Genomic DNA, 1,255 nt, shown 5'->3' on the forward strand with positions numbered 1-1,255 from the left:
TGGATCTCTCGGTATTCCGTGCATTCCCGCTCGGCGGAACCCACCGGCTGGAAGCGAGGGTCGAGGCAACCAACGTGACCGACACACCGAAGTTTGGCAATCCGGAGAGCGACCTGCAAGCGGGCGACTTCATGCGTATCTTCGAGCTGTACGACGCGTATGCCGAACGGCAGATCCGGCTCGCCCTGCGGTATAGCTTCTAGGTACAGGAGGGGGGAGGGTAATTCGTGTCCGGGCGCGCTAGGATGAGCCCATCATGGCCCGTGGCCGGCCGGCGCACCCGGATGTGCTGACACCCGCCGAATGGCGCATCGTCCATGCGGTGCGCCACGGCATGACGAACCGCGAGATCGCCCGCCGGCGCGGCATCAGCCTCGATGCCGTCAAGTTCCACATCGACAACGCACTCGGCAAGCTCGGCCTCGAGAACCGCGCTGCCCTGCGGAAGTGGCACGGCGCGCCGATCGAGAGCGCCGTGAGCAGGAAAGGTGCATCCATGACGACCACGACCTCGAAGTTGGGACGCATTGGCCAGATCGCGCGCCATGTCACGGATGTGTCGAAAGCGGTCGCGTGGTACCGCGACGTCTTCGGCCTTACGCATCTCTACACGTTCCCGAGCCCAGAGGGCGACCTGGCGTTCTTCGACTGCGGCGGCACGCGTCTCTTCCTGAGTCGACGCCGGCAGGACAGCCCGGGTGAGCAGAATGTTCTCTACTTCTCCGTGCCGGACATCGATGTCGCCTATGACGACCTGCAGGCACGCGGCGTCGAGTTCATCAGCGCGCCGCACATGATTCACCGGCACCAGGACGGGACCGAGGAGTGGATGGCCTTCTTCAAGGATCCCGACGGGCAAGTGCTGTCGATCCTGTCGCAGGTCAAGTCGTGACTGGCCGCGCCTTTCGGGGCGCGGGTCCCTCGTAATTGACGACATTGGCGCCGGCTGCAGCCACCCGCGCATCCTGCGTCAATGGACTGGCATTCTGTCGCGGTTCGGCGTTACTCTCTGTGGTCATGCTACAACGTCTGATGGTCTCCACGGTGGTGGTCGCCGCCTGCGTGGTGGCGGTGGCGGCTGAACGTAAGGCTGGCTTGTGGCGCCAGAGCGCAGAGCGCGAAGGCGGCTTGCCCAACATTCTCCTCATTCACACCGATGACCTCGGCTACGGCGATCTCAGCGTGTACGGGCAGCGCCGGTTCGAAACGCCCAACATCGATCGCCTGGCCAAAGAGGGCACGCGCTTCACGCAGT

Annotated in this window: 2 protein-coding genes; both read left to right on the forward strand. The window is 64.3% G+C overall.

All coding sequences use genetic code 11. The features are described 5' to 3' along the window. Window positions 1-256: 256 nt before the first annotated feature. A complete protein-coding gene (locus GEV06_28525) occupies window positions 257-892 on the forward strand; it encodes a hypothetical protein (GenBank protein MPZ21797.1) in 636 nt (211 codons plus the stop codon). 140 nt (window positions 893-1,032) lie between these two features. After that, a partial coding sequence (locus GEV06_28530) for a sulfatase-like hydrolase/transferase (protein ID MPZ21798.1) occupies window positions 1,033-1,255 on the forward strand: 223 nt, incomplete at its 3' end.

The sequence above is a fragment of the Luteitalea sp. genome (genome assembly GCA_009377605.1).
GTDB lineage: Bacteria > Acidobacteriota > Vicinamibacteria > Vicinamibacterales > Vicinamibacteraceae > WHTT01.

Coding starts and splice junctions, on each gene's coding strand:
- GEV06_28525 (MPZ21797.1), top strand. CDS start 257: ATGGCCCGTGGCCGGCCGGCGCACCCGGATGTGCTGACACCCGCCGAA.